20 protein-coding genes are annotated in these 19680 nt (G+C 65.4%); 18 read left to right on the top strand and 2 right to left on the bottom strand.

Annotation, left to right across the window (positions count from 1 at the left end; genetic code table 11):
* Positions 1-164 precede the first annotated feature (164 nt).
* The 11 genes from mnmC to ACODS0_RS18955 all read left to right on the top strand — a co-directional run bounded on the left by mnmC (position 165) and on the right by ACODS0_RS18955 (position 11196).
* A complete protein-coding gene (gene mnmC, locus ACODS0_RS18905; protein WP_488836447.1) occupies positions 165-2135 on the top strand; it encodes a bifunctional tRNA (5-methylaminomethyl-2-thiouridine)(34)-methyltransferase MnmC2/FAD-dependent 5-carboxymethylaminomethyl-2-thiouridine(34) oxidoreductase MnmC1 in 1971 nt (656 codons plus the stop codon).
* A gap of 113 nt (positions 2136-2248) precedes the next feature.
* The gene (locus ACODS0_RS18910) at positions 2249-3052 is read left to right on the top strand and encodes a sulfite exporter TauE/SafE family protein (protein WP_055393880.1); all 804 of its coding nucleotides are present in this window, start codon (positions 2249-2251) and stop codon (positions 3050-3052) included.
* 29 nt (positions 3053-3081) lie between these two features.
* Positions 3082-4869, top strand: coding sequence for a nitrite/sulfite reductase (locus ACODS0_RS18915; protein ID WP_488836449.1), 1788 nt, complete (start codon positions 3082-3084; stop codon positions 4867-4869).
* 30 nt (positions 4870-4899) lie between these two features.
* Positions 4900-5289 (top strand): DUF934 domain-containing protein, encoded by a 390-nt coding sequence (locus ACODS0_RS18920; protein WP_488836451.1) that lies wholly within the window; start codon positions 4900-4902, stop codon positions 5287-5289.
* 25 nt (positions 5290-5314) lie between these two features.
* Entirely contained in the window at positions 5315-5938 is a 624-nt protein-coding gene (locus ACODS0_RS18925; RefSeq protein ID WP_488836453.1) for a phosphoadenosine phosphosulfate reductase domain-containing protein, read from the top strand.
* 14 nt (positions 5939-5952) lie between these two features.
* Positions 5953-6906 carry a sulfate adenylyltransferase subunit CysD gene (gene cysD / locus ACODS0_RS18930; RefSeq protein ID WP_488836455.1) on the top strand — a complete coding sequence of 318 codons (954 nt, stop codon included), beginning with the start codon at positions 5953-5955 and terminating at the stop codon, positions 6904-6906.
* The gene (locus ACODS0_RS18935; RefSeq protein ID WP_488836457.1) at positions 6906-8270 is read left to right on the top strand and encodes a sulfate adenylyltransferase subunit 1; all 1365 of its coding nucleotides are present in this window, start codon (positions 6906-6908) and stop codon (positions 8268-8270) included. Before cysD ends, ACODS0_RS18935 begins: the two co-directional genes overlap by 1 nt.
* Positions 8271-8384: 114 nt before the next feature.
* Positions 8385-8714 carry a ferredoxin FdxA gene (gene fdxA / locus ACODS0_RS18940; protein WP_055393870.1) on the top strand — a complete coding sequence of 110 codons (330 nt, stop codon included), beginning with the start codon at positions 8385-8387 and terminating at the stop codon, positions 8712-8714.
* Between the two features lie 19 nt (positions 8715-8733).
* Positions 8734-9813: an NAD(P)/FAD-dependent oxidoreductase gene (locus ACODS0_RS18945; protein WP_488836459.1), complete on the top strand. Its 1080-nt coding sequence runs from the start codon at positions 8734-8736 to the stop codon at positions 9811-9813.
* Between the two features lie 129 nt (positions 9814-9942).
* Positions 9943-10302, top strand: a complete 360-nt coding sequence (locus ACODS0_RS18950; protein WP_431152759.1) for a nuclear transport factor 2 family protein — start codon at positions 9943-9945, stop codon at positions 10300-10302.
* Positions 10303-10314: 12 nt separating this feature from the next.
* Entirely contained in the window at positions 10315-11196 is an 882-nt protein-coding gene (locus ACODS0_RS18955) for a GyrI-like domain-containing protein (protein WP_488836461.1), read from the top strand.
* Between the two features lie 333 nt (positions 11197-11529).
* Here ACODS0_RS18955 and ACODS0_RS18960 read toward each other — a convergent pair whose 3' ends face one another.
* The gene (locus ACODS0_RS18960; protein ID WP_488836463.1) at positions 11530-12021 is read right to left on the bottom strand and encodes a GNAT family N-acetyltransferase; all 492 of its coding nucleotides are present in this window, start codon (positions 12019-12021) and stop codon (positions 11530-11532) included.
* A gap of 90 nt (positions 12022-12111) precedes the next feature.
* On the opposite strand from ACODS0_RS18960, the gene ACODS0_RS18965 reads away from it, so the two are divergent.
* The 3 genes from ACODS0_RS18965 (at position 12112) to ACODS0_RS18975 (ending at position 15362) form a co-directional block, all read left to right on the top strand.
* Positions 12112-13041, top strand: a complete 930-nt coding sequence (locus tag ACODS0_RS18965; protein WP_488836465.1) for a LysR family transcriptional regulator — start codon at positions 12112-12114, stop codon at positions 13039-13041.
* A gap of 380 nt (positions 13042-13421) precedes the next feature.
* Positions 13422-14711: a purine-cytosine permease family protein gene (locus ACODS0_RS18970; RefSeq protein ID WP_488836467.1), complete on the top strand. Its 1290-nt coding sequence runs from the start codon at positions 13422-13424 to the stop codon at positions 14709-14711.
* Positions 14712-14894: 183 nt separating this feature from the next.
* Complete coding sequence (locus ACODS0_RS18975) at positions 14895-15362, top strand: SH3 domain-containing protein (protein ID WP_488836469.1); 468 nt, start codon at positions 14895-14897, stop codon at positions 15360-15362.
* Here ACODS0_RS18975 and thiD read toward each other — a convergent pair.
* Positions 15346-16206, bottom strand: coding sequence for a bifunctional hydroxymethylpyrimidine kinase/phosphomethylpyrimidine kinase (gene thiD, locus ACODS0_RS18980; protein ID WP_488836471.1), 861 nt, complete (start codon positions 16204-16206; stop codon positions 15346-15348). The two genes, ACODS0_RS18975 and thiD, sit on opposite strands and share 17 nt — an antisense overlap.
* A 287-nt stretch (positions 16207-16493) precedes the next feature.
* On the opposite strand from thiD, the gene thiO reads away from it, so the two are divergent.
* From thiO to ACODS0_RS19000, 4 genes are all read left to right on the top strand, one after another.
* Positions 16494-17624 carry a glycine oxidase ThiO gene (gene thiO / locus ACODS0_RS18985; protein ID WP_488836473.1) on the top strand — a complete coding sequence of 377 codons (1131 nt, stop codon included), beginning with the start codon at positions 16494-16496 and terminating at the stop codon, positions 17622-17624.
* Positions 17621-17818 (top strand): sulfur carrier protein ThiS, encoded by a 198-nt coding sequence (thiS, locus tag ACODS0_RS18990; protein ID WP_055393858.1) that lies wholly within the window; start codon positions 17621-17623, stop codon positions 17816-17818. The genes thiO and thiS overlap by 4 nt, the downstream gene beginning before the upstream one ends.
* An 84-nt stretch (positions 17819-17902) precedes the next feature.
* Positions 17903-18715 (top strand): thiazole synthase, encoded by an 813-nt coding sequence (locus ACODS0_RS18995; protein ID WP_488836476.1) that lies wholly within the window; start codon positions 17903-17905, stop codon positions 18713-18715.
* On the top strand, positions 18708-19631 hold the full coding sequence (locus ACODS0_RS19000) for a thiamine phosphate synthase (RefSeq protein WP_228895936.1): 924 nt from the start codon (positions 18708-18710) through the stop codon (positions 19629-19631). Before ACODS0_RS18995 ends, ACODS0_RS19000 begins: the two co-directional genes overlap by 8 nt.
* Positions 19632-19680: the final 49 nt, after the last annotated feature.

The raw sequence follows: 19680 nt of genomic DNA on the forward strand, positions 1-19680 counted from the left end.
AAGTGGTTTCGCTAAAACCACTTTTTTGGCAGCGGTGCTGACGCTGCGGCGGGATATGTCCCGCCCGGCGCGTGACGCAGCGCAACGCACCCTGGAGCGGTTCGCGGTAAAAACCGCCTTCTCTTTCCAACAGGCCGGCGCCACGCCGGCCTTTTGCCGTTTCCATGACTGAACCCATCGAGTGGCTGCCGGACGGCACCCCCTACAGCCCCCGCTTCGGCGACCGCTACCACAGCGAAAACGGCGGCCTCACCCAGGCCCGCAGGGTGTTTCTGCACGGCTGCGGCCTGCCCGAGGCCTGGGCGGGGCAATCGCAGTGGCGCATTCTGGAAACCGGGTTTGGCTTTGGCCTGAATTTCCTGGTGACCTGGGCCGCCTGGCGCGCCGACCCGCAGCGCCCCACGCTGCTGCACTTCGTATCGACAGAAGCCTGGCCCGTGAGTGCCGGCGACCTGCTGCGAGCCACCTCGGTCCACCCCGAGCTGGCGCCGCTGGCTGAGGCATTGCACCGCCAGTGGTGGGGCCTGCTGCCGGGCGTGCACCGCCTGCGTTTTGATGACGGCCGGGTGCTGCTCACCCTGTATGTGGGCGACACCCAAGCCATGCTGCGCCAGCAGAACCTGACGGTGGACTCCATCTACCTCGACGGCTTCAGCCCCCAGCGCAACCCCGAAAGCTGGGACCTGCACACTCTGAAGGCAGTGGCGCGCTGTTGCCATCGCGGTACACAGCTCGCCACCTGGACCATCGCACGCGCCGTGCGCGATGGCTTGGCGCAATGTGGCTTTGAAGTGAACCGCGTGCCCGGCGTGCCGCCCAAGCGCGACAACCTGCACGCCACCTACAACCCGCGCTGGGAGCCTCGCACCACGCGCCAAGCGGGGGCGACACCCGACCCATCCCCACCCGGCCCCTGCATCGTGATCGGCGGGGGCATTGCAGGCGCCGCCGCCGCCGCCAGCCTGGCCCGGCGCGGCTGGCTGGTCACGGTGCTGGACCAGGCACCCGAGCCCGCCGCAGGCGCATCGGCCCTGCCCGCCGGGGTGTTTGCGCCGCATGTGTCGCCCGACGACAGTATGCTGTCGCGCCTGTCGCGCAGCGGTATCCGCACAACGCTGGAGCAGGCCCGCTGGCTGCTGAGCGAGGGCATGGACTGGGCCCATTGCGGGGTGCTGGAGCACCGCACCGACGGCACGCCCGGCCTGTCGCCCGATTGGGACCAAGGGCCAGGCGCCGCCTGGAGCGAGCCTGCGTCCCCCGCCGCCCTGGCTGCCGCTCAGCTACCGCCCGATGCCACGGCCTGCTGGCACCACCAGGCAGGCTGGGTGCGCCCTGCCCGCCTGGCCTCGGCCTTGCTGGCGCAGCCCGGCATACGCTGGCAAGGGAGGTGCCAGGTGGCACAGCTACGACGCGCAGAGCCCCCCGCCGCCGATGACCACCCGGCCACCACGGTCTGGCAGGCGCTGGACGCCCAGGGCCAGGTGCTGGCCGAGGCACCCACAGTGGTCATTGCGGCGGGCGCTGGCAGTCTGGAGCTGCTCAACCACCGCTGGCCTTTGCAGCCGGTTCGGGGGCAGGTGTCGTGGGGGGACCATGCAGACCCTGCGGCGCCGCTGCTGCCGTTTCCGGCCAACGGCAACGGCAACCTGGTGCCCCGCTTTCCGCTCGGCGGCGATGCGGGTGGCCGCCAGGGCTGGGGTTGGGTAATGGGCTCCACGTTTGAGCGGGATGTGCAGGCCCTGCCGCCCAGCGCCGCCGACGTTCAGGCAGCCCATGCCACCAACTGGGGCAAATTGCAGGCACTGCTGCCCGCAATAGCACCGCAATTGGCGCCCGCGTTCCACCAAGCGTCGCTCGCTCCCCCCACCGCAGCGTCAGAACCCGAAGGGGGGCCAGCAGCGCCGCCTGCCCTGAAAACCTGGGCCGCCGTGCGCTGCACCGCGCCGGATCGCCTGCCCATCGTCGGCCCTGTGGACGCCACGGACCTTCCGGGCCTGTGGGTCAACACCGCCATGGGCGCGCGGGGGCTGACGCTGGCGCTGCTCTGTGGCGAGCTGCTGGCAGCCCGCCTGCAAGGTGAGCCCCTGCCGCTGGACGCCAAGCTGGCCAGGGCGCTGGGAACGGAGCGTCTGTAAACGCTGAAAACGCGTTAAAAAACCGCGCCCACACTTGCTTATAAGCAAATTGACATATCAGCAGAGCGAAACAATAGTTTGCTTCCATAAGCCTCTCCCCTACATTCGCACCCATGCATGAATTGGCGTTTGTTTTTGCGGGCTTTGCGGTCGGGCTGATTGTGGGCCTGACCGGCGTGGGCGGTGGCTCGCTGATGACGCCGATCCTGATTTTCTTCTTTGGCATCAAGCCCCACATGGCCGTGGGCACCGACCTGCTGTTCGCGGCCTTCACCAAGATGGGCGGCACCGTCAGCCTGGCCCGCCAGCGCCTGGTGCCCTGGAAAGTGGTGGGCCAGCTTTGCGCAGGCAGCATTCCGGCCGCGTTGCTGGCGCTGTGGGCGCTCAAGGTGATGGGCCCGGCCAGCAGCACCGCGCAGCGTGTGATGACCACCACCCTGGGTTTTGCCCTGCTGCTGACGGCAGCGGCCACGCTCTATAAGGTGGTGGCGTTTTCTGCCCAGCGCCAGGCGGCCGAAGCCGCAGCCCGCAAGAGCCACACGGGCGACCCCACACGCCCTCGCCACTGGAGCCTGCCTGTGCTGATGGGTGCCGTCATCGGTACGCTGGTCACCTTTACCTCGGTGGGCGCGGGCGCCATTGGCGTCACGGTGTTGCTGCTGGTCTACCCCATGCTGCCCCTGCCGCGCATCATTGGTGCCGACATTGCGTATGCCGTGCCCCTGACCTTGGTGGCGGGCCTCGGCCACGCCTCGCTGGGCTCGGTGGACTGGCCTTTGCTTGCACAATTGCTGGCTGGCTCACTGCCGGGCATCTGGCTGGGTTCGCGCCTGGTGACCCGCACGCCTGAGCGCCTGATTCGCTCCATCCTCTCGCTGTTGCTCGCCTGGGCGGGCTTCAAACTGATCTTGATTTGAGTTGCACGCACTGAACTGCACTGACCACGATGTACCAATACACAGAATTCGACCGACAATTTGTGCAACAGCGGGCACAGCAATTCCGTGACCAGCTCACGCGCTGGCAGACCGGCAAGCTGCCCGAAGACAACTTCCGCCCACTGCGCCTGCAAAACGGCTGGTATGTGCAGCGCTACGCCCCCATGCTGCGCGTGGCTGTGCCTTACGGCGAAATCGCCAGCCGCCAGCTGCGCGTGCTGGCCCAGATCGCCCGCGAATACGACGAGCCCGAAGCGGCCGTCTTCAAGGCCGCCATGGAAGGCCAGGGCAAGCTGGGCACCACCTTCCTGCCCAAGAACTGCGCCCACTTCACTACCCGCACCAATGTGCAGTTCAACTGGATTCCGCTGTCCAAAAGTGCGGATGTGATGGACCTGCTGGCCACTGTGGACATGCACGGCATCCAGACCAGCGGCAACTGCATCCGCAACACCACCACCGATGCCCTGGCCGGCATTGCCGTGGACGAGATCGTGGACCCGCGCCCCTATGCGGAAATCATCCGCCAGTGGACCACGCTGCACCCCGAGTTCGCTTTTTTGCCACGCAAGTTCAAGATCGCCATCAGCGGTGCCAAGGACGACCGCGCCGCCACGGGCTGGCACGACGTGGGCCTGCACCTGCTCAAGAATGAGCAGGGCGAGATCGGCTTCAAGGTGTTTGTGGGCGGTGGCATGGGTCGCACGCCGGTGATTGGCACCGTGATCCGCGAGTTCCTGCCCTGGAACCAGATCATGAATTACATCGAGGCCATCGTGCGCGTGTACAACGAGCACGGCCGCCGCGACAACAAGTACAAGGCCCGCATCAAGATTTTGGTCAAGGCCGAAGGCCAGCAGTACATCGACGATGTGGAAGAAGAGTACCGCCAGATCGTCGAGATCGACGGTGGCCCCCACACCATTCCGCAGGCTGAGTTTGACCGCGTGGCCGCCTGCTTTGTGACGCCGAAGCTGGCCAACATTGCCGATGTGCCCCCCTCAGCACTGCAGGCATCGCTGGACGCACTGGCGGCAGAGCACGTGACGTTCGGCCGCTGGCTGCAGCGCAATGTGCACCCGCACCAAAACCCGCAACTGCGCGCCGTCACACTGTCGTTCAAGCGCCCCGGCCAGTCGCCGGGTGATGCCACCAGCGAACAACTGATCGCCCTGGCCGACCTGGTGGACAAATACTCCGCCGGAGAAGCCCGCGTGACGCACGACCAGAACGTGCTGCTGCCCTGGGTGCACGCCAGCCGCCTGTTTGACCTGTGGCAAGAGGCCAAGGCCCTGGGCCTGGCCAGTGCCAACGTGCAGTTGCTCACCGACATGATCGCCTGCCCCGGCGGCGACTTCTGCGCGCTGGCAAATGCCCGCTCGCTGCCGATTGCCGAGGCCATCACCCAGCGCTACCAGGACCTGGACGAGCTGGATGACATCGGCGAGATCGACCTGCACATCAGCGGCTGCATCAACAGCTGCGGCCACCACCACAGCGGCCACATCGGCATCCTGGGCGTGGATAAGGACGGCAAGGAGTGGTACCAGGTCACGCTGGGCGGCTCCGATGGTTCCGACCTGTCGGGCGCTGCCGTGGCGGGCAAGGTGATCGGCCCCTCGTTCTCTGCGGCCGAAGTGCCCGACGTGATCGAGGCGGTGCTCAGCACCTACCGCGACCTGCGCGAAAGCGGCGAGACCTTCCAGAACACCGTGCGCCGCACCGGCCTGGACCCGTTCAAGGAAGCCGCCAAGTCCGCTCGCCACCCTGACCCCGAAGCGCTGGCCACCGCCTGAGCCACGCCCACTGCATTGACAGACGACACCATGAAAATCCTTGCCTCCCAAGACCACCAGCCGCCCACCGAAGGCGACACCCGCGTGGTGGCCCTGGCCAACGATGCCGATGCCCTGCAACTGCCGCTTGAAGGCGTTGCCCGCGTGGACCTGCACTTCCCCAACTTCACCGATGGCCGTGCGTTCAGCCAAGCCTTTTTGCTGCGCCGCCGCCGTGGCTTTGCTGGCGAAATCCGCGCCACGGGTGATGTGCTGATCGACCAACTCGTGCAAATGCAGCGCACGGGCTTTAGCAGCGCGGTGCTGGCCGAGGGGGTGGATGCCGCCGATGCCCAGCGCCAATTCGAGCTGTTCCCAGGCTTCTACCAGGGCGACGCCGTCAATCCCCAGCCGCTGTTTGCCCACCGCGCCGCCGCCTGAGAACCCAACCCACAAGCCCTGCACCATGAGCCAAATCGATCTCGCACGCATCAACGCCGACCTCGGCCGCAACGCACCAGACCTGGTGGCCTGGGCGCTGGGGCTGGGCCAGCCCACCATCGTCACCACCAACTTCCGCCCATTCGAGGCAGTGATCCTGCACATGGTCACGCAGGTCAACCCTGATGTGCCGGTGGTGTGGATGGACAACGGCTACAACACCGAAGCCACCTACCGCTTTGCCGACGAGGTGACAAAGCAACTGGGCCTGAAGCTGCAGATCTACCTGCCACGCCGCTCACGCGCGCACCGTGAAGCCGTGGAAGGCGCCACCCCCGCGCTGGATGACCCACGCCACGCAGCCTTTACCGAAGAAGTGAAGCTGGAACCCTTTGCCCGCGCCCTGCGCGAAACGGCGCCCAAGGTCTGGTTCGCCGCTCTGCGCGCCACCGACACCGCCGTGCGCGCCCAAATGGACCCGGTCAGCATCAACCCCGATGGCCTGATCAAGGTCGCGCCGCTGCTGCACTGGTCGTCCAAGGAGCTGCACGAATACTGCGTGAAGCACGGCCTGCCCAACAACTTCGACTATGTGGACCCCACCAAGGGCGAAGACAACCGCGAGTGTGGCCTGCACCTGGCCCACTGACCCCAGGCCCGACCATGAACGCCCGCACAGACTCAGCGCTGCTTGAGAAAACCAACAACATGAGCTACCACCTCAACAACTCCCACCTGGACGCGCTGGAAGAAGAAACCATCTTCATCCTGCGCGAAGTCGCCGCCGCCTTCGAGCGCCCCACCCTGCTGTTCTCGGGCGGCAAGGATTCGCTGGTCATGCTCAAGTGCGCCGAAAAAGCCTTTGGCGCGGGCCGCATCCCCTACCCGCTGCTGATGATCGACACGGGCCACAACTTCCCCGAAGTGACGGATTTTCGCGACTTCCGCGCCAAGGAACTCGGTGCTGAACTTATCGTGCGCAATGTCGAAGACTCCATGGCACGCGGCACCGTGCGACTGGCCCACCCCGGCGAATCGCGCAACGTGCACCAGTCCGTCACGCTGCTCGAAGCGATCGAGGAATTCCGCTTTGACGCCCTGATCGGCGGCGCCCGCCGCGATGAAGAAAAGGCACGCGCCAAAGAGCGCATCTTCAGCCACCGCGACAGTTTTGGCCAATGGCAGCCCAAGGCCCAGCGGCCTGAGCTGTGGACGCTGTTCAACACCCGCCTGCAGCCCGGCGAACACTTCCGCGTGTTCCCCATCAGCAACTGGACCGAGCTGGACGTGTGGCAGTACATCGACCGCGAAAACATCGCCCTGCCCAGCATCTACTACACCCACAAGCGCCAGGTGGTGGACAAGAAGGGCCTGTTGATGCCGGTGACCGAGCTGACGCCGCCCCGCGAAGGCGACGTGGTCGAGACACGCGACGTGCGCTTTCGCACCGTGGGCGACATCACCTGCACGGCACCTGTGGAGAGCACCGCCGCCACCCCGGCCGAGATCGTGATCGAGACCCTGGCCGCCGACGTCAGCGAGCGCGGCGCCACGCGCATGGACGACAAGACGAGCGACGCCTCGATGGAAAAGCGCAAGAAAGACGGGTACTTCTAATGACCACTATGAATTCGATAGCTTCCAGCGCAATCCAGAAAAGCGCTAGCGCCCAAAACAACCATATTTCCGCGCTCAAGTTCATCACCTGCGGCTCGGTGGACGATGGCAAGAGCACACTGATCGGCCGCCTGCTGGTGGACAGCAAGGCCGTGCTGCAGGACCACCTGGCTGGCGTTCAGCGCCAGGGTGAGACCGACCTGGCCCTGCTGACCGACGGCCTGAGCGCCGAGCGCGAACAAGGCATCACCATTGATGTGGCGTACCGATACTTCGCCACCGAAGAGCGCAAGTTCATCATTGGCGATGCACCCGGCCACGAGCAATACACCCGCAACATGGTCACCGCCGCCAGCAGCGCCGACGCCGCCGTGGTGCTGGTCGATGCCACCAAGCTCGACTGGAAGAACCCCTGCCTGGCCCTGCTGCCCCAAACCCGCCGCCACAGCCTGCTGGCCCATTTGCTGCGCGTGCACTCGCTGGTGTTTGCTGTGAACAAGCTCGACGCGGTGGAAGACCCCGCGCTGGCGTGGCAGCACATCCAGGGCGCGTTGCAATCCTTTGCCCAAGCGGCAGGCATCACCGTGCGCGCCATGGTGCCGGTGTCGGCCCTCAAGGGCTGGAACGTGGTGGACGCCCATGCGGGCTGGTGCGGCTATGACGGCCCCACGCTGCTGCAGGTGCTGGAAGCACTGCCCAACACCCCCGCAGACACAGCGCTGGCGCCGGCCTTCCCGGTGCAGTGGGTCGAGAAGTTCTCGTCGTCCTCCGACACCTCGCAAGGCCGCCGTGTGTTCTGGGGCCGCGTGGCTGCGGGCAGTTTTGCGCCCGGCACCGCTGTACAGATCTTCCCCAGCGGCCAGCTGGCCACCGTGGCGCAAGTGCTGGACCATGCGCGTCGCCCCAAGGACGTGCCCGCAGGTACCAGCGCCGGCATCATCCTGGACCGCGAGGTGGATGTCTCGCGGGGCGACTGGATTCTGGCGGCGCCTGCCGTCGCCACCCCCGCCGAAGACGACTTCGACACGCCCGCCAGCGTGCCTGCATGGCCCGCCAGCCGCGAGCTGCGCACCACGGTGGCCTGGATGGACGACGAGCCCCTGGTCGCAGGCCGCGTGTACTGGGCGCTGCACGGCCACCGCTGGGTCAAGGCCAAGGTCAAGGCCGTGGTGCACAAGCTCAACATCAACACGCTGGCCGAAGAGGCCGCCACCCAGCTCGACCCCAATGCCATCGGCCATGTCGACCTGCTGCTGCAAGAGGCGATTCCGGCCGCCCCCTTTGGCAAAGCCCGGGTGCTCGGATCGCTGATCCTGGTGGACACCGCGAGCCACAAAACGGCCGGTGCCGTGCTGGTGAACTGATCTAGATCAGCGCCCGTAACCCCAGTCACCCCATCGGGGTGAGGGACCCTGTAACCAAAGGTCGGTGAAAGCTTCTAAAATTGAGGGTTTTCACCGACCCACACAACTCCTGTCATGACCCACGTCGTCTCCGAAAACTGCATCAAGTGCAAGTACACCGATTGTGTGGACGTGTGCCCCGTGGACTGCTTCCGCGAAGGCCCGAACATGCTCGTCATCGATCCTGACGAATGCATCGACTGCGCCGTCTGCATCCCCGAGTGCCCGGCCAACGCCATCTTTGCCGAAGAAGACCTGCCCGCAGACCAGATCGCCTTCATCAAGCTCAACGCCGACCTGGCCTTTGCCGACGGCTGGAAGAGCATCACCAAGCGCAAGCCCGCGCTGCCTGATGCCGACGAGTGGAACGGCAAGCCAGGCAAGGTCAACGAACTGGTCAAGTAAACCGCCCCGCGCCCCGCTGGTGACCGAGACTTTGCAAGTGCCCGCAGTCGTAGAGACCGACGCCGTTGTCATCGGCGCGGGTCCTGTGGGCCTGTTCCAGGTCTTCCAGCTGGGCCTGCAAGGCATCACCGCCCATGTCATCGACGCCCTGCCCCATGCGGGCGGCCAGTGCGTCGAGCTGTACGGCGACAAACCCATCTACGACATCCCCGGCATCCCCGTGTGCACTGGGCGCGAGCTGGCTGGCCTGCTGCTTGAGCAGATCGCGCCGTTCAAAACCCAGTGGCACCTGAACACGCTGGTGTCGGCGCTCGCCGTGCAGGCCGATGGGCGCCTGCTGGTCCAAACCTCCCAGGGCGCACAACTGCTGGCCCGCACGGTGTTCATTGCTGCCGGTGTGGGCGCCTTTGTGCCACGCACGCTCAAGGTGGACGGCATCGAGCGCTTTGTGGGCACCCAGGTCCACTACCAGAACCTGCCCGACACGGCCCACGTAGCCGGGCTCCATGTGGTCGTGCACGGCGGCGACGAGCCCGCCGTGGCCCGCGCGGTGGAACTGGCCGAGCAAGGCCAGGCCGCCCGCGTCAGCCTGCTGCACCGCCGCGATGTGTTCCAGGCGCCTGAAGCCTTGCTGCAACGCCTGCAGCAATTGCGCGATGCGGGCCGCATCCATGTCGAGTCTGCGCAGATCACCGGCATTGAAACCGCTGGCGACCAGCTGACCGCCTTGCAGGTCGTGGACGCCGATGGCAGCACCAGCGCCCTGGCAATCGACCTGCTGGTGGCCGTGCTCGGCATCTCGCCCCGCCTCGGCCCCATCGCCGACTGGGGCCTGGCCATGGACCGCAAACAGCTGGTGGTGGACACCGAGGCCTTCCGCACCAGCGTGCCCGGAATCTACGCCGTGGGCGACATCAACACCTACCCCGGCAAACGCAAGCTCATCCTGTGCGGCTTCCACGAAGCCACGCTAGCCGCCTTTGGCGCCGCCGAGGCGCTCAAGGGCGACAAGGTGGCGCTGCAGTACACCACCACGAGCCCAAGGCTGCACCAGCTGCTGGGTGTGGCTCCGGCGTCTGTGCCTTCCGCCAGCACTTAGTCCAGGCGAGTCGGGGCACCGTCGTTTCGTGCCCAAACGACGCGCCCACAAATAAGCACAAAATGTCAAAAAGGCGCTCAAGCGCCCGGCACGATGGCGTCTCCATTCACCGCCCATCAGGAGCACACCATGAGCCAACAACCCCTTCAATCCATCTGGGACACCTACACCGCGTCGTGGAAAACCGACTCGGCCGCAGACAGGGAGGCCCTGTTTTCTCAGTCCCTCGACCCGGCCTGCACCTACAACGACCCGCTGGCCACCGCCCATGGCTGGGACCAATTGACGGCCTACATGGACAACTTTCACAGCCAGGTGCCCGGCGGCCATTTTGTGACCCACTACTTCGCCAGCCACAACCAGCAAAGCATCGCCAAGTGGAACATGGTGGATGGCAGCGGCCAGGTGATCGGTGAAGGCGTGAGCTACGGCCGGTACAACGACCAGAACCGGCTGGTTGCCATGACCGGTTTCTTTGAAACCCCTTGAACGGACGCCACCGTGCTTTATCTCCGGCAAATCCAGGAGGGCATCGATTTCATCGAAGCCCATCTCGAATCCGATATCCAGCTTTCCGAGGTGGCGCGGGCTGCCGGGATGAGCCAGTGGCACTTCCAGCGGATCTTCAAGGCGCTGACCAACGAAACCCTCAAGACCTACATCCGCTCGCGCCGGTTCTCGCGGGCGCTGGAGCAGTTGACCAACACGCGGCTGAGCGTGCTCGACATTGCGCTGGCGTCCGGGTACGAGACGCAGGAGAGCTTCACGCGCGCGTTCCGTGATTGCTTTCGGCTCACACCGTCGCAGTACCGTAAGATGGGCAACCGCTCGCTGTTCGTGCGCAAGATCCGGTTCGACGAAAGCTACCTCGCGCACATTCACCACAACATCTCGCTGGAACCCGACATCCAGCAGCAGCCCGCCGTGCAATTGGTCGGGCTGCCCACCGACTACTACGGCATCGACTCCGAAAAGAACAACCTGGGCCAGAAGCTGCCGCCCCTGTGGGCGAAGTTTCTGCCCCGGTTGGGCGAGATTGCGAACACCGTGCCCGGGGTCTGCTATGGCGTCGTGGCCCCGGCGGGGCCGCACACGGAAGAGTTGCGCTACCTGGCCTGCATCGAAGTGAGTGGCCCCGGTGCACTGCCACCGGGCATGGTGGCCATGGAAATCCCCGCGTCCACCTATGCACGCTTCACCCACAGAGGTCCTGCCCAGAACGTCGATGCGACGGTGAACTACATCTACTCCAGCTGGCTGCTGTCGGCCAGCCAGTCGCACAGCCTGGGACCGGATCTGGAAATCTACGGCACGCAATACCACCCGACGTCCGGCGACTCGGTGATGTACTACGCCATTCCAATCGTCCGCTCGGCGCCCTGAGCACGGTCGCCCAAAAAGGTGCCCCAGTTCCTTGTGGAATGCCAGCGCCGGGGGCATCCGGAGCCGACGGAGAGAGTCCTTTTTGAACCAGATCGAGATCAGCCCGCGACAAGACACTGCACCCCATCAGATCCGAACTCCGCCCTCGCTCCTCCATGGCGAGCGGTTCTCCACTCAACCAAAAGTTCGCCATCGGCGATGAAGCCAGCCATGAGCAGGTCAGGACCTGAAATTTTCCAAAGCCCGTTGCTTGCTGGAAGGTCGACGTTCAGGAGATGAAATGCTAGTTCCGTTCAGTGAGGACGACGGTATTTTTTTGAGGCGATGGTCGCTTCAAAGGTCCATCACCATCTCATGCCAGGCCATGCCGCCATGGTCGGATGCAGAGGGCTTCACGTAGCGGTAGCCCTGCTTGGCGTAGAGCGCCACATGACGCTCTTTGCACATCAGGTGAATGGTCTGCTTGCCCGCCTGCCGCATCTGTTTCACAAAAGTCTGCATCATTGCCGTGGCGTACCCGTGCCCCTGGTACGCGGGATCGATCACCACCGACATGATGACCACGTTGGGCGCGACCGGGTCATGCCCAACCAGCTCCTTGAAAGCCTCGTCCGACATGACGACTGCGTGGGCACAGCCACTGTTGATGAAACCGATGGTCTTGCCTTCGGTTTGCATGACCAGAAAGCCCTGCGGGTAATTGGAAATACGGGTATGGATCTTGGCCAAGGTGGCGGCTTCTTCGCCCTCGTAGGCGATGCTCTCAATCTCGAAACAGCGCTCGGCATCCGCAGGAACGGCTTGGCGAAAGGTTAGGGCTGACATGGGTAGTGGAGTGCGTGGGTAATGAAAAGCTCCATGATAAAAATGGCTGCATTGCACGTCATGCAAACTCTTCATCCATACCTGCACACCATGCACCTTGCACTTCGACGCCTTGACCTGAATCTGCTGCTGGTATTTGACGCACTGCATCGGCGGCGCAGCGTGACTGCTGCCGCGGAAGAACTCGCTCTGAGTACATCGGCCTTCAGCCACGCGCTGTCCCGGCTGCGCACAGCCTTGCACGACGAGCTGTTCTTGCGCGTGGGCGGTTCCATGCAGCCTACGCCCCGTGCGCAGGAGCTGGCCGATGGCATTTCGCAGGCCCTGCAACTGCTCGCGGACCGCATCGGCGATGCCCATGAATTCGACCCGGCAACCAGTGAGCACACCTTTGTGTTTGCCGCCACGGACTTCACGACGTATGCCCTGCTGCCCTCTGTGGTGACAGCTGTGGAGCGTGAAGCGCCGGGCGTGCGCATGCGGGTGATCCCTTCGCAGAGCCGTGACGTGCTGACGGACCTTGTGCAGGGAGCCCACTTCGTGCTGGGCTTTTCGGATGAAGTCTCGTCGGTGCCCGCTGACATCGAGCGACTAGAAGCGCCATCCGACGACTATGCGGTGGTGGCCCGCCGTGGCCATCCCCGGCTTGGCAAGCGGCTCACCCTCAACCGCTACCTGGCGGAACACCATGTAGTTGTTCGGCCCTGGCGAAACGAGGCCAGTGTGATTGACACCGCGCTGGCTGCGCAGGGCCATACGCGCACGGTGGCTATTGAACTGCCCAGCGTCATGGCGGCACCATTCATCGTCACAGGCACGGACCACCTGATCACCTTGCCCCGTCAAGCGGCGCATCAGCTTGCTGCATCCGCCCAGGTGGTGGTGCATGAAGCGCCGTTTCCGACACCGCACTACATACCTACGGTCTACTACCAGCGGCGCCATATGCACCTGGCATGGCATCGCTGGATGCGCAATCGGCTGCTTTCAGCTATCGCAACCACGATAAAGTCTGCTTAACCGAAAGTGCTGTTATCGGTCAGTGATCAGACAGTGACGGACTTCACTCCAAGGCCGGATTGGGCCCGTCGCAGATGGTCACGGTTCCTGCAAGCCCCCATTGGGAAATCCTGAGCCCGCCGCCTGCGCCATTTACGAAACAGCTCGTGGGCTCCCCTGACCTTCACTAGAATCCATTCAATCGCTGGGGGTGTCCTGCAAGAAATCCGCTGCAGGGCTGAGATCAAACCCTTCGAACCTGTCGCCCGCAACGGTTTACCTTGCAGGCTTGAGATCATCCTCGCGCAGGGAAGCATGTCTGTTCTGGCCGACTCCGAGTGACCTCGGGCCATGCCTGCAGGCCGCCGCCCTGCTCTGTATGCATTGCCACGGAGCCATCCATGTCCTCATCACCCGCCGCGCCCTCCTACAACGAAGCGCTGGCCCCCGTCTCCCCCGACCGCCGCGTCTTCCAGTGGCATGACCACGCCTCGCTCTGGTTCAGCCTGGGCGTGGGCTTGCTGGTCATGCAGGTGGGTGCGTACCTGATGCCCGCGTTGGGCACCAAAGAAGCCCTCATCGCCATCGTGGCCGGTTCCATCGTGGGCGCGGGCCTGCTGGGCTGGGTGGCCAAGCTCGGTTGCGACAGCGGCCTGGCCAGTGCGGGGCTGATGCACGCCGTGTATGGCCGTACGTTTGCCAGCCTGCCCATCATCCTGAACATCGTGCAGCTGGTGGGCTGGGGCACGTTCGAGCTGGTGGTGATGCGCGATGCCACCGTGGCCATTGGTCAGCAGTCGGGCAGCATGGCCGGTGCGCACTGGCCGGTGCTGGCCACGCTGCTGTGGGGCGGCGTGGTGATGCTGCTCATCAGCGGATCGATGGTGCAGCTGGTGCGCAAGGTGATTGCGCGCGTGGCGCTGCCGCTCGTGGTGTTGTCGCTGCTATGGCTGTCGTGGCAGTTTTTGTCGCTGGCGCAGGCCCAGGGGTTTGATGCGCTGTGGAACCGCCAGGGCGCGGGCGGCATGGGCGTGTTCCCTGCGCTGGATCTGGTGATCGCCATGCCCATTTCGTGGCTGCCACTGGTGGCCGACTATGCGCGCCACGGCAAGAACGGCGGCTCCGCGTTGCGTGGCACCTGGCTGGGTTACGCGCTGGCCAACATGTGGTGCTATTCGCTCGGCGTGCTGGTGGCGCTGACGCTGCCCAGCAAGGACCTGGTGCAGGCGCTGCTGCTGGCCCAGGGCGGGCTGATTGCGCTGTCACTGATCCTGATTGACGAGGTGGACAACGCCTATGGCGACACCTATTCGGGTGCGGTGTCGGCCCACAGCCTGCTGCCGCGCTGGGGCGTACGCAAGTGGGGCCTGGCCATGGCGGTGGTATACACTGGCCTTGCGCTGGTCTTGCCCATGCACAGCCTGGAGCCCTTCCTGCTGCTGCTCAGCTCGGTATTTGTGCCGCTGTTTGGCGTGATCCTCGGTCGCCTCGCATTTGGCGCGCCCACGCAGGCGTTGCTGCACGGCGCGCGTGGCGTGCACGCGGTGCCGGTGGCGATCTGGATCGGCGGAATCGCGTGCTTTCACCTGTTGCCACGCCTGCTGCCGCAAGCGGGCTCGTCGCTTCCCACGCTTGCGTTGTGCTTCGCTCTGGCGTTCCTCACGCGTCCGCAGATTGCTACCAATAGATAGCATTTGCCAATGTATGGGCGAAGTTTTCAAGCCATTTACATTTAAAAATGGCGCGCTTCAAGCGCCAGGCGCTCCGATAAAAATAGCAATACGGGCGAAGCGGGCTGGAACTTTGCGGGACGGGGTGGGCTCTGCCCAGACTCATTCTGTAACGCCATGTCAACTGGAAGGAGTACCTGCCCCGTGTCTTTCGACCTGCCCCGACTTTCCCACGCCCTGTTTTGCACGCTGCTGGGCGCCGCCATCGTGCTGCCCGCCACTGCGCAGGCCAACAATGGCTTCGTGAGTATCAGCAGCGATAGCGTCAACGTTCGAACGCAGCCCACCACGCGCTCAGACACCGCGTGGGAGTTGATCAAAGGCTACCCGCTCCAGGTCGAGCAGCGGCGCGGCAAATGGCTCAAGGTGCGCGACCACGAAGAGTCGCTGGGCTGGGTCTTCGCACCGCTGACGACCAAGACACCGCACCGCGTGGTGACCGTGCCCACGGCCAACCTGCGCGCGGGCCCCGGCCAGCGCCATCGGGTGATCGGTAAGCTGGACCAGCACGAGGTGGTGCGCACCGTGGGCAACCAGGGCGAGTGGGCCCACGTGAAGCGCGACGGTGGCCAGCGCGGATGGGTCGCCAAGCGGCTTACCTGGGGCTGGTAAGCACCAGCTGCGCCACAGGCGCATACCCGTGGTTGAGCGGGCCGTGGCCGCGGCCGGTGGTCACATCAGCCCCTGCGGCGATGGCGCCCAGAATGTAGGCACGCGCGCGCTCCACCGCCTGCTGCAAGGGCAGGCCCTGCGCCAGGTGGGCCGCAATGGCCGACGACAGGGTGCAGCCGGTGCCGTGCCCGTTGGGCGTGGCAATGCGTGCAGACTCCAGCCGCTGCCGCACACCGCTGCGGGTGGCCAGAACGTCCACCACCCAGTCTCCAGGCAGGTGGCCGCCCTTGAGCAGCGCCGCACGTGCACCCAGAGCGCACAGTGCCTGCGCGGCTTCGTCCAGCGTTTCCACGCCCTTGATGCTGCGCCCCAGCAGCCAGCCGGCCTCGTCCAGGTTGGGGGTGATCACCTCGGCCAGCGGAAACAGCTCCTGCACCAGCACGCTCACGGTTTCTGAAGCGATGAGCCGGTCGCCACTGGTGGCCACCATCACGGGGTCGAGCACCACGTGCGGCAGCTGGTAGGTGCGGATGGCATCGGCCACCACACGCACCACCTCGGGCGAATGCAGCATGCCGATCTTGACCGCATCCACACCAATGTCCTGCACCACGGCGTCGATCTGGGCCTTGAGCATCTCGGGCGGAATGCCGTGGATGCCCGTCACGCCGCAGGTGTTCTGCGCGGTGATGGCCGTGATGGCCGTCATTCCGTAACAGCCCAGGGCGCTGAAGGTCTTGAGGTCGGCCTGGATGCCCGCCCCGCCGCCGCTGTCAGAACCGGCAATGGAAAGCACGCGCACATAGCGGCGCGCTGCGGAGGTCGGTGGGGTCAATGAAGTCATGGCAAAAATTATGGCCTATGCGTTAGCGCAAAAAGAGCGGCTAAGGGTTGTGCTGTAATTGATTCTTTCCGGACGAAACAGGGGTGTCCCTCCGTTCAGAACCTGACCAGGTTCTTCGGTGTGCGACTGAGAAATACCCTGGGGCTCGCACGCAGCGCTGCATGGCACTGCCTGCAACGTGGCCCCGCTACCCGATCCAGGTCATGCTGGCGTGGGGAGTTTCCAAGAGCGGCGCTGCCCCCGTTTTGTCCATGGTTGCCAGCCAACACGGACACACCGACGGACCTATGCCACTTCAACCCTCTTCTTTTGCGATTCTGGGCGCGGGCCTCATGGGCCGCCTGCTTGCGGTGGAGCTGGCCCGCCAGGGTCACCGTGTGGACATCTACGACGCGGGCAGCCCGGCCGCCGAACATTCGGCCGCGACCGTGGCCGCGGCCATGCTGGCGCCGCTGGCCGAATCGGCCATCACCGAGCCCGGCGTGGTGCGCATGGGCCACCACGCCCTCACCCGCTGGCCGCAGCTGCTGGCGGCGCTGGCCGAGCCCGTGTTCTTCCAACAGGCCGGCACGCTCATCGTGTGGCACCGGCAGGACACGGCCGAAGCCCAGCGGCTCACGCGCCAGCTGGAGGCCAACCAGCACCAGGTGCCAGAGCTGCCCGCCCTGCAAAAGCTGGACGGTGCCGCGCTGGCCCAGGCGGAACCCACCCTCGCGCAGCGTTTTGCGCAGGGCCTGTACCTGCCCGGCGAAGGCCAGCTCGACAACCGGCAGCTGCTGGCCGCCCTGGTGGTGGAAATGCAGCGGCTGTCGGTGCGCACGCACTGGCACAGCCCCCAGTCGCCCGAGGCCTTTGCACCCGGCGCCCCTGGCCAACCCGACTGGGTGCTGGACTGCCGTGGCTTGGGCGCCAAGGGCCAGTGGAGTGCACTGCGCGGCGTGCGCGGCGAGGTGGTTCGCATCCACGCGCCGGATGTCACGCTGCAGCGCCCAACGCGGCTGGTGCACCCGCGCTACCCCATCTACATTGCGCCCAAAGAAGACAATCTGTTCGTCATCGGCGCCACCGAAATCGAATCGGACGACCTCTCGCCCGCCAGTGTGCGCTCCACACTGGAGCTGCTCTCCGCCGCCTACGCCGTGCACCCCGGCTTTGCAGAGGGCCGCATCCTGGAATTGGCCACGCAGTGCCGCCCCACGCTGCCCGACAACCTGCCCGCCATCCGCCAGCCGCGCAAGGGCGTGCTGGAAATCAACGGCCTGTACCGCCACGGCTTCATGATCGCGCCCGCGATGCTGGATGTGACGCTGGAAGTGCTGAACGCAGGACAATCGCAGCTTTCGCAACGATTTGACCTCGCGCTGGACCTGGAGCCCGCCCCCCTGCCCCCACCCAGCGCGGCCGCCGCTTTCGCATGAACATTTCCATCAACCAGATCCCGCACGAACTGCCCGAGGGCGCCACCGTGGCCGACGCCGTGGCCGCCATCGCGGCCCGCCCGCCTTTTGCCGTGGCCGTGAACACCACCTTTGTGCCCAACACCCGCTACGCCGCTCAGGCCCTGCAGCCCGGCGACCGTGTGGAAATCATCTCGCCCGTGACGGGGGGCTGATCCGCCGCCTGAAAATTGAAGCCAAATTGGCACCTAGCGCCTGATGGACAAGCGCTAGCAGCTATCAAAAGCATAGTAAACACCATGACCACTTCAACGCCCCAAGACCCCCTGGTGCTCTACGGCCAGCAGTTCGCCAGCCGCCTGCTGCTGGGCACCTCGCGCTACCCATCCCCCGCAGTGCTCGAAGCCGCCGTATTGCGCGCCAAGCCTGCCATGGTCACCGCCTCGCTGCGCCGCCAGGGCAGCAACCCGGCCGAAAGCGGCAGCAGCTTCTGGGAGCTGCTGCGCAAGCTCAACGTGCCTGTGCTGCCCAACACGGCAGGCTGCCACAGTGCGCAAGAGGCCATCACCACGGCACAGATGGCGCGCGAGGTGTTCAACACCCCCTGGATCAAACTGGAGCTGATTGGCGACGACTACACGCTGCAGCCCGACACCCTGAACCTGGTGGGCGTGGCCGAACACCTCATCAAGGAAGGCTTTCAGGTGCTGCCCTACTGCACGGAAGACCTGGTGCTGTGCCAGCGCCTCGTGGATGTAGGCTGTCAGGCTGTGATGCCCTGGGCGGCACCCATCGGCACCGGGCGCGGCCCCGTCAACCCCTATGCCTTGCAAACGCTGCGTGAACGGCTGAACGTGCCGATGCTGGTGGATGCCGGGCTGGGCCTGCCATCCCACGCCTGCCAGGTGATGGAATGGGGCTTTGACGGCGTGCTGCTCAATACAGCGGTCGCACTGGCGCAAGACCCTGTGGCCATGGCCGGCGCCTTCGCCGACGCAGTGAATGCCGGGCGCGCCGCGCGCCAGGCAGGTGCCATGGCAGCGCAGGATGCGGCCCAGCCCAGTACGCCCGTGCTCGGCACCCCCTTCTGGCACCATGAACAACATGCGTGACGACACCAGCGCCATGGTGCAGGCCATTCTTGCGCACCACGCCGCCACCTTCGCGGGCTTTGGCGCCGAGCCCGCCCCGGAACCCACGCGGCAGGAAGCCGCCTACCTGGCAGCCCTGCAGGCCTGCAGCACGCTGGGCTTTATTGCCCACGACGCGGAGTGCCTGGCCCAGGCCTGGCTGGCACAGAGTCTGCGCACCGGCACCTTCCAGCCTGAGCAATGGCCCGACGCGCCAGAGGATTTTGGCCTGCAACCCGTGCCACATGCCCAAGCGTTCGCCCCATGCCCTGAGCACCTGGGCCTGTACGCCGTGTTGCCCGACGCCGACTGGGTAGGCCGCATGGCGCGTGCGGGCGTGCCCACCGTGCAGCTTCGCTTCAAGTCGGACAACGCTGCCGCCATTGAACGGGAAGTGCACGCCGCCGTACGGGCCGTGCAGGGCACGGGTGCGCTGCTGTTCATCAACGACCATTGGCGCACGGCCATCCAGGCGGGTGCCTATGGCATTCACCTGGGCCAGGAAGATCTGGATGCCCTGGCCCCCGACGAACTCCAAGCACTGCGCGCTTCGGGCCTGCGCCTGGGTGTCAGCACCCATGGCTACGCAGAAATGGTGCGTGCAGATGCAGTAGGCCCCAGCTACATCGCCATGGGCGCCGTATTCCCGACCACCCTCAAGAAGATGGCCACGGCCCCGCAGGGTGTGGGCCGGTTGGGTGTGTATGCGCGCCTGCTGCGCCACTACCCCCAGGTGGCCATTGGCGGCATCGGCGCCGAGCAGTTTGCGCCGGTGCAGGCCACAGGCGTGGGGTCGATTGCGGTGGTGCGGGCCCTTGTCAATGCCCCAGACCCTGAAGCCACCGCCACGCACTTGATGCGCCTGATGGAACAAAACAGCCAGCGCGCGAGCCGCTGAAGGGACGATCCATTGGCCTATCGGCCTATCGGCCTGTCTGCCTATCGGC

The sequence above is a fragment of the Acidovorax sp. FG60 genome, from assembly GCF_057808995.1.

What these genes read in the sequence shown, in the direction of transcription:
- ACODS0_RS18935 (WP_488836457.1), top strand. Translation starts at nt 6,906, where the DNA reads ATGACCACTATGAATTCGATAGCTTCCAGCGCAATCCAGAAAAGCGCT.
- ACODS0_RS18910 (WP_055393880.1), top strand. Translation starts at nt 2,249, where the DNA reads ATGCATGAATTGGCGTTTGTTTTTGCGGGCTTTGCGGTCGGGCTGATT.
- cysD (WP_488836455.1), top strand. Translation starts at nt 5,953, where the DNA reads ATGAACGCCCGCACAGACTCAGCGCTGCTTGAGAAAACCAACAACATG.
- ACODS0_RS19000 (WP_228895936.1), top strand. Translation starts at nt 18,708, where the DNA reads ATGCGTGACGACACCAGCGCCATGGTGCAGGCCATTCTTGCGCACCAC.
- ACODS0_RS18965 (WP_488836465.1), top strand. Translation starts at nt 12,112, where the DNA reads ATGCACCTTGCACTTCGACGCCTTGACCTGAATCTGCTGCTGGTATTT.
- ACODS0_RS18920 (WP_488836451.1), top strand. Translation starts at nt 4,900, where the DNA reads ATGAAAATCCTTGCCTCCCAAGACCACCAGCCGCCCACCGAAGGCGAC.
- ACODS0_RS18970 (WP_488836467.1), top strand. Translation starts at nt 13,422, where the DNA reads ATGTCCTCATCACCCGCCGCGCCCTCCTACAACGAAGCGCTGGCCCCC.
- thiO (WP_488836473.1), top strand. Translation starts at nt 16,494, where the DNA reads ATGCCACTTCAACCCTCTTCTTTTGCGATTCTGGGCGCGGGCCTCATG.
- fdxA (WP_055393870.1), top strand. Translation starts at nt 8,385, where the DNA reads ATGACCCACGTCGTCTCCGAAAACTGCATCAAGTGCAAGTACACCGAT.
- thiS (WP_055393858.1), top strand. Translation starts at nt 17,621, where the DNA reads ATGAACATTTCCATCAACCAGATCCCGCACGAACTGCCCGAGGGCGCC.
- ACODS0_RS18960 (WP_488836463.1), bottom strand. Translation starts at nt 12,021, where the DNA reads ATGTCAGCCCTAACCTTTCGCCAAGCCGTTCCTGCGGATGCCGAGCGC.
- thiD (WP_488836471.1), bottom strand. Translation starts at nt 16,206, where the DNA reads ATGACTTCATTGACCCCACCGACCTCCGCAGCGCGCCGCTATGTGCGC.
- mnmC (WP_488836447.1), top strand. Translation starts at nt 165, where the DNA reads ATGACTGAACCCATCGAGTGGCTGCCGGACGGCACCCCCTACAGCCCC.
- ACODS0_RS18915 (WP_488836449.1), top strand. Translation starts at nt 3,082, where the DNA reads ATGTACCAATACACAGAATTCGACCGACAATTTGTGCAACAGCGGGCA.
- ACODS0_RS18925 (WP_488836453.1), top strand. Translation starts at nt 5,315, where the DNA reads ATGAGCCAAATCGATCTCGCACGCATCAACGCCGACCTCGGCCGCAAC.
- ACODS0_RS18995 (WP_488836476.1), top strand. Translation starts at nt 17,903, where the DNA reads ATGACCACTTCAACGCCCCAAGACCCCCTGGTGCTCTACGGCCAGCAG.
- ACODS0_RS18950 (WP_431152759.1), top strand. Translation starts at nt 9,943, where the DNA reads ATGAGCCAACAACCCCTTCAATCCATCTGGGACACCTACACCGCGTCG.